Below are 6,953 nucleotides of genomic sequence, written 5' to 3'. Positions count from 1 at the left end.
TGGATACTCTGTCGCCGCCTATCGCAACCACACCTTGCGTAAAAACGGTGCTCAGAAACGTTCTTCACAAACGACTCGCGAGCAGAAGGAGACGCCGCATGGCGCGGTGCCCGACGTCTCCTCAATCTTCGTGAACCTCCAGAAAATGGCCTCGGTTATGGAGGGAGCGGCAGGTCAGGCAATTCGCGGCCCGACGAGATCAGGGAGACGATTCTTCGCACTTCAAAGGAGATCGTTGATTTGGGTGCTCGCGACCCGGAAATGATCTCGCTCATGGGGTTTTTTGAAGACCGAGTCGGCCCAGACACGATTAGTGACTTTACCACGCGGGTTATCGCCAGCCAGCTCGCCAAGGTGACGGAAGCTTTCTGTCAATCGCAAGGCATCCCGGTGAGGAAGCAAGACGAGCTTGACGAATACGGTTTGCCCTCCTTTCACGATCCCGCTGCCGTGGAAAAGATTGTCGTCCTAGTGCCTCGCGATATAGTTCGTGATTTGCCGATCGCAAACGATTGGTCACAGATCGAAGCAGCGGCGACTGCGAACCGCCAGATTAGAGACCGCGTCAATAGGTATTTGGCAGGGATCACTCGACCAACCGTCGCAGAACGAAAGGCGGCGTTGCGATCTGCTGCAACGGAGTCCGCCGAACTTTTCGATTCGTTTTTGCAGTCCGTAAAGGGCTCTGCCGCCCACTATGATCCAAATAAGGATGCGCTCGGCTACTTTCGCTTAAAAGAAATACTGGCTACCGACACCACTCTCTTTAAGACCGGTCAGCGCTACGATTTTTCAGCTGGTTTTTCGACGATCGTCGATATGGTTCATCAGACCCTCGACCTTTTCAAACATCATGTTGAAAAAGGAAACTTGTGGGAAGAGCTCTGGATTGACGGAGTGCCGAAACGAGAGCGAGCCGCACAACTGATCTATTTCGCGATGGCCGATAGCTTTTGCAAAGCAAACAACATCGACATCTCACCGGAAGCCAATATGGGAGGAGGACCCGTCGATTTTAAATTCAGTGGCGGCTATGAAGCGCGAGTACTCGTCGAAATGAAGCGGTCGCACGGAACGGTTCGACACGGTTACGAGAGGCAATTAGAGATCTATAAGGAGGCGGCTCGTACTAACCATGGTATCTTTGTCGTGATCGACTATGGAGATGTCGGAGACAAACTCAACCAAATACGAGCAATCCGGGAAGCGCGCTTGAAGGCTGGAGAACCGGCTTCAGAAATCGTTGTGATTGATGCCACGCCTAAACAATCGGCAAGCAAACGGAAATGACTTCGAGGTGGCCGCTTGCGCTTGCATAGAGCACGTAGGATGGGTAGAGCGCAGCGAAACCCATCAATTGCCGCTGCAAAGATGATGGGTTTCGCAAGGGCTCAACCCATCCTACGTGCTTCAGCTAACTTTCTACGTGCTTCAGCTAACTTTCGCATGCTCCGCGATTAGGTGCACACCGTAATCCCCAGAAATTGCCTTTGCGGTCGAGCCCTTCCCTCCTAAACTCCAGACACCACCGGCATGGGTTCCGACGGGCCCGGTAGAAGCGGAGTCAAGTTGTGCCCAAACCGGAAAGCTTCCCGATCGAGAAGATCTTCGTTCCCACGAAGCAGAAGAAAGCCATCAGGCCCGAAACCGTCGGGGAGATCGCGGAAAGCATTCTGGACATCGGACAACAGGCCCCCATTTCCGTTCGGCTCGACGGAGACCGCCTCGTTCTGGTCGAGGGACTGCATCGGCTCGAAGCCTGCAAGGCGCTCGGCGAGACAACCATTATCGGTGTCTTGGTCCCAGCCGAGCTTGCTCAACACAAGCCCCTGCTGTCCGACAGACCAGAAGTCGAGGCTGAGCGCATCAAGATGGCGCGATTGAAACAGTTGCGCCTCGAGAAGGAAGCCGCGGAGGCATCGACAGCTGCCTCGAAGCGCGTCAACGCAACGGAAGCGCCGCGCACCCGTCCGACGAAAGGCGTCAGCGACAATCCGAAGGCATCACCGGGACGGACTACGAAATCGACACCGAAAACATTGTCGGACTGGATCACGCAGCAAAAGGGCAGCGGCGGCCGCTATTGATTGTCGGCTCCAGCTCGTAGGACGGGTAGAGCGCAGCGAAACCCATCAATTACCGCTGCAAAGATGATGGGTTTCGCAAGGGCTCAACCCATCCTACGTGCTGAGGCTTTGAATGAGCTTGCCTACGGTGGTGGAGACGCGCGCATAAGCGCCTGTTACCTCCGCCCCGAAGCTAACCCGATCTCTGAGGTGTCGTTCCGCTTGACGCTTAGTCGTTGAAGGGAATCTCTGGCGCCGGCGAGGCTGGGAGACCGGGCTCGGTGATGCTACCGCAATTACTTTGTGGCTTGTGCTCCGCGAGTGCATCGCGGAAGAACGCCAGCGCATCCGGGAAGGCGGCATTCAGTCCACCGTTGTGACTGGCGCCGGAATAGGTCCGCCATACAACATCGCTGCCGGCAGCACACAAAGCCGCCACAGCGGCAAATTGCCGACGCGGCACCAGTAGCGAATCGGCAAGGCCGGTGCCGAGCAGAACCGGCACGGGCAAGCGTGCGGGGGACATGTCGGTGACACGGACAAGTCTTGCCTCGATCTTCTCAAGAGGCTCCACGAAGGCATTGTCCGCCGTGATTTCATCCCGCTGGGCCGCCGAGCGCATCTCGGCGGTACAGCCCTCGCGCGCAGCCTTCACAAGCGCCCTACCCTTTTCGGTCACGAGCTCGTCGAGCGGTGGCGCATCGTCCGGCAGGGCGCCACCCAGCATCGTGAGCGAGACATAGACTGGTGAGCCAATTGCTTGCTCCGGCAGCTTATAGGGACCGTCCGGAAAGGTGGAGACGAGACCTGTCGCGACTGTTGCGAGCAGCGGCACATCGGGAGCGTAACTCCTCGAAATGCGTGTCGCGCCCAGAGCCGCGCCGGAGCCCTGCGATTGGCCGGTGACGAAGACTTTGCGTGCGAGCTTTTCGGCATGGGAAACAAGTGCGGCACGCACGGCGTCAAGCACGGAGCGCCCTTCCGCTTCCCAGATCAGGTAGGGATGCGGTCCGGGGCCACCAAGGCCCTGGTAGTCCGTGGCCACCACGGCGAAACCATTTTCAAGCCATCGCTCTATATAGGTGGCATCGCGCGGCTTGTGGCCCGTCCAGGACGGCGCGCAGCGATCAGACACGCCCAGCGTCCCGTGCGCCCACGCGACCAATGGCCAGCCCCCGGCCGGCGGCTCCCCTTGGGCAAATAAAGCGTCCCGCTCACGGGAACGACGCTCGCGTTCCAGCGCAGGTCGGTCGAGGTGTAGAGAATTCGCTCGGCAAGAGCTGCCTTCGTGATCTCCGGCTGCGCGAGCATCGGCTCCTCGCGCAGCATGACTCCAGCGCGCTCGGGCAGCGCCTGCGTCCAGCGATAGAACGGAGACAGATCCTGATCGCCCCACAGCGGGCCTACCGGAAGGGCCGCGAACTCTGCGCGCGCCTGTGAAGCGATCAACGCTGCGACCACCGCGAGCACCCGCACCGGCGTCAATCCCACACATCCAAACATAGTCCCTACCCGCTTCGTTTCATTGTGCACAAAGGCTAGCAGAGTCATTTTGCGGATGTCACTATTCTTCCGGCATCGATCGCCGATACCGTATGGAATTGAACGATCAACAGGCGGGCCCTGAAAAACGGCGCTCGGCGCCGGCCAACTCAATCCAGGCAGTTCCTTCGCCCGCCCTCAATAAGATCGAGAATCGCTCGCGCTGCCTCGAGCACATTCGTCCTGGGCCGAATATGCCGGCCACTCGGGCGCGGAATAGTTCGTCGTAGCTCGTAGGATGGGTAGAGCGCAGCGAAACCCATCAATTGCCGCTGCAAAGATGATGGGTTTCGCAAGGGCTCAACCCATCCTACGTGCTGGAGCGGTAGCCGCAATCCGCCGATTGCGGCTATCTCTCCTCACACATCAAGCCGATCGTCTCACGCCGCTTTCGCCTGTTCCGGCGCCGCCGTCTCCATCGCTCTCATGTAGAGATCAAGCAGGGTTTCTCGCTCGTCGCGCTCGTCCTCGTCCTGCTTCCGCAGCTTGATGATCTCCTTGAGGATCTTCACATCGAAACCCTCGGCCTTGGCTTCCGAAAACACTTCCTTCTTCTGCTCGTTCAACTCCTGCAGTTCGGTATCCAGATTCTCGATCCGCTCGACGAACGAACGAATTTTTCCGCCGGGAATGGTGACGTCAGACATGGTGCCTCCCTGTTGAATGAGGCCGTGAAAATGACTGCAAAGGAATGACCAATGTATTAACCGACGGACCTCGCACCGCACGCGGGAACCCGCGCAACCGACAAGCGTCCTCACGATCTTGCAGCCGACAGCTCGTAGCGCGCAGCCCGCAGGATGGATCGAGCGCGGGATCGTAGGGTGGGTTAGCGACTTGTCCGCCGAAGCTCAACGAGCGAAGGCGGAAGTGTAACCCACCACTTTGCTTTCGTACGGTGAGAGAAGTGGCGGGTTACGCCTGGCGGACTGCGCTTCGCGCAGCCGCAGGGCTAACCCACCGAGCTATGCAGGAAATTTGTTCTGCATCTGACTCTGCTTCGTTCTCAAGGAACGAATCGGAATCGCGCAAATCAACCGCCAGCAAGTCTTAACGTTCTATTTTCTTGCTGAGGCTTTGAATGAGCTTGCCCACGGTGATGGGTGGAGCGACTTGTCCGCCAGCGCGTAGGATGGGTAGAGCGCAGCGAAACCCATCAATGCCGCGGCGAGCATGATGGGTTTCGCAAAGGCTCAACCCATCCTACGCGCTGTCCAACAAACTACCGCACCATGCCGACCAGTGCCGCCGCGACTTTCTTGTTGCCCTCGACGCTCAAATGACGTCCATCGGGACCGGTGCCGCCCGGCTGCCTCACCACCGACATGTAAATCCCCATGGCGTCGACGACACGGATGCCCCGCGCTTTCAACTGGCTCTTGATCGCCGCGATATTGGCAGCGGCCTGAGCCGGGCTCATATTGTGCCTGATGTCGTTGGCGGCATTGTCGCACAGGATGACGATCCTGGTCCCCGCGGGGACTGCGCTCGACACCCGCGCAAGTGTCGCGTCAGTGGTCTCTCCCCAAACGCCCGCATTTGCGACATGGACCTGAGAACCCTTGGCGCGCAGCAATCCCTCCAGCACGGCCGGCCACATTTCGGATTCGGAGACGTTGCCACGTACGGCGCTATGGCCCAGCGCCACGATTTGTGCGGAAGCGGGATTGGCCGAGGCAACAACGATGCCCGCGACAGCAACGAAGAAAATTCGCAAATTCGAATAATTCATGCCAGCTCCATCTATTTTGAAAATCACTTCAATCAGGGCTGAATGGATGCCCCCCCCCGAGATTGGCAGCATCAATGTTCTCCATCAATCCGCGGTTAGCAATATGCATTACGCCCGAGCCCGGCTTTTGCGTATGCAGCGCGCGTAGGGTGGGTTAGCCTTGCAGTTCGCTAGGCGTAACCCACTTCATTCGTTTCCGCCCAGGCAAAGAGTGGTGGGTTACGCCTTCGGCTAACCCACCCTACGAGCTCCATCCGCGCTATTGGCTTCTCACCGCTCATCATTCGCCGGCGCATTGCGGCGTGCTTGTCTTGCGGCTTGCCTTGCAGCCTTCCTGGCAACCCAGCGCGCGCGAAATTGCTTCGCGGCACGAAAGGTCCGCGGGGCGATCACCTGAAATGCCATAGAGGCGACTCCGGCGACCACCCCTTTCACCACGTCAAAAGCGAAATCGGGTCCAAAATACTCCCACATGACCCCGCGTCCTTCTTCGCAGGGCCACCGCCGGCAGGCATGGGCAAGACAAACAAATGAAAAGCCCCGTCCGTCACCGGCGGGGCCCAGAAAAATCCCTGTGCGCCTTGTTTAGCGCGCACCCGAACCTCTTTGGTTCACCCGCTCAAGGTGGACTCAATGCGAAAGCTGCAAAGCATGGCCGTGAGCTTGTGGACGCACATGACGAGGTTCCTGAGATTGCCGCATGCCCCTCTCACAGAGTGTACTGGAGGCAGGGCCAACATGCGCGCCACACAACCAGACCGACGGGTTTCCGTCTGTGCGCTATTTCACACTTGTAGCCACATTTTCGAGCAAGCTCGTAGGACGTAGGATGGGTAGAGCGAAGCGAAACCCATCTCTAGTCGCCGCACCGATTGATGGGTTTCGCAGGTGCTCAACCCATCCTACGTGCTTCCCGGAAGAGCGGACAAGTCTACCTTGCGCCCGACGAGCCAAGGTCTTCGCCGACGCCGTCGAACGGCGTCTCGGCGGCGACGGCTCTAACAGATGCGGGGCGAACGAAAATGTCATGCACGAGCCCGAGCTTCCCAAGCCCCAGGATGATCAGGCCGTTGATGTCGATCTCGTACCAGGCGTGCGAGATGTAGGCGTCGCGCGGAAACCGGTGATGGTTGTTGTGCAGCCCTTCACCGAAGGTGAGGATCGTGGTCACCAGCTCGTTGGTCGTGCCGTCGGAGGTCTCGAAGCGACGGTAGCCGTAGCGACCGTCGCTATGGCAGACCGAGTTGACCAGCGAGGTGGCCATGGTCATGACGTAGCTGCGGAACAGGCCGGAGAACAATATGCAGCCAATCATCGTGTGCACGCCGCCGAACGCGTAGCCGATCGCACCCGGAATGATCACCGCCGACAGCGCGTACCAGTACCAGCGTGTTCTGGTGAAGAACATGGAGATCGGGTCGGCCAGAATATCCTTGGCGTAGTATTCGCCATCGGTCGTGGCCTGGTCCCACACCCAGCCGCCCTGCGCATGCATCATGCCCTTGACGAAGTTGACATAGCGGTTGCCGTCGCCGTCATAGTAGGGGCTGTGGACGTCGCCGGGCTTGTCCGAGTGAAGATGGTGCCGCCGGTGGTTGCTCACCCACTTCAGG

7 protein-coding genes and 1 pseudogene are annotated in these 6,953 nt (G+C 58.9%); 3 read left to right on the top strand and 5 right to left on the bottom strand.

Going from position 1 to position 6,953, the window contains the following annotated elements; all coding sequences use genetic code 11:
- Nucleotides 1-144: 144 nt before the first annotated feature.
- From SO139_RS44990 to SO139_RS44980, 3 genes and pseudogenes are all read left to right on the top strand, one after another.
- A pseudogene (locus SO139_RS44990) lies at nt 145-447 on the top strand (DUF8370 family protein); the annotation flags it as partial.
- Between the two features lie 372 nt (nt 448-819).
- Entirely contained in the window at nt 820-1,290 is a 471-nt protein-coding gene (locus tag SO139_RS44985; RefSeq protein WP_498542056.1) for a DUF8371 domain-containing protein, read from the top strand.
- 281 nt (nt 1,291-1,571) lie between these two features.
- Nucleotides 1,572-2,087 (top strand): ParB N-terminal domain-containing protein, encoded by a 516-nt coding sequence (locus tag SO139_RS44980; RefSeq protein ID WP_449382099.1) that lies wholly within the window; start codon nt 1,572-1,574, stop codon nt 2,085-2,087.
- 208 nt (nt 2,088-2,295) lie between these two features.
- Here the strand turns inward: SO139_RS44980 and SO139_RS44975 are convergent, their stop codons facing one another.
- The 5 genes from SO139_RS44975 to SO139_RS44955 all read right to left on the bottom strand — a co-directional run.
- Nucleotides 2,296-3,201, bottom strand: a complete 906-nt coding sequence (locus SO139_RS44975) for a lipase family protein (protein ID WP_498542055.1) — start codon at nt 3,199-3,201, stop codon at nt 2,296-2,298.
- Complete coding sequence (locus SO139_RS44970; protein WP_498542054.1) at nt 3,141-3,551, bottom strand: hypothetical protein; 411 nt, start codon at nt 3,549-3,551, stop codon at nt 3,141-3,143. Before SO139_RS44970 ends, SO139_RS44975 begins: the two co-directional genes overlap by 61 nt.
- A gap of 437 nt (nt 3,552-3,988) precedes the next feature.
- On the bottom strand, nt 3,989-4,255 hold the full coding sequence (locus tag SO139_RS44965) for a DUF2312 domain-containing protein (protein WP_449382100.1): 267 nt from the start codon (nt 4,253-4,255) through the stop codon (nt 3,989-3,991).
- A 575-nt stretch (nt 4,256-4,830) separates the two neighbouring features.
- Nucleotides 4,831-5,412: a GDSL-type esterase/lipase family protein gene (locus SO139_RS44960; RefSeq protein WP_498542053.1), complete on the bottom strand. Its 582-nt coding sequence runs from the start codon at nt 5,410-5,412 to the stop codon at nt 4,831-4,833.
- Nucleotides 5,413-6,271: 859 nt separating this feature from the next.
- Nucleotides 6,272-6,953, bottom strand: a 682-nt coding sequence (locus SO139_RS44955; protein WP_498542052.1) for a fatty acid desaturase, incomplete at its 5' end; no start/stop codon positions are given.

The sequence above is a fragment of the Bradyrhizobium sp. UFLA05-89 genome (genome assembly GCF_059803475.1).
Note: the sequence above shows the minus strand (reverse complement) of the source record. Positions and strands in the feature narration are given on the sequence as shown.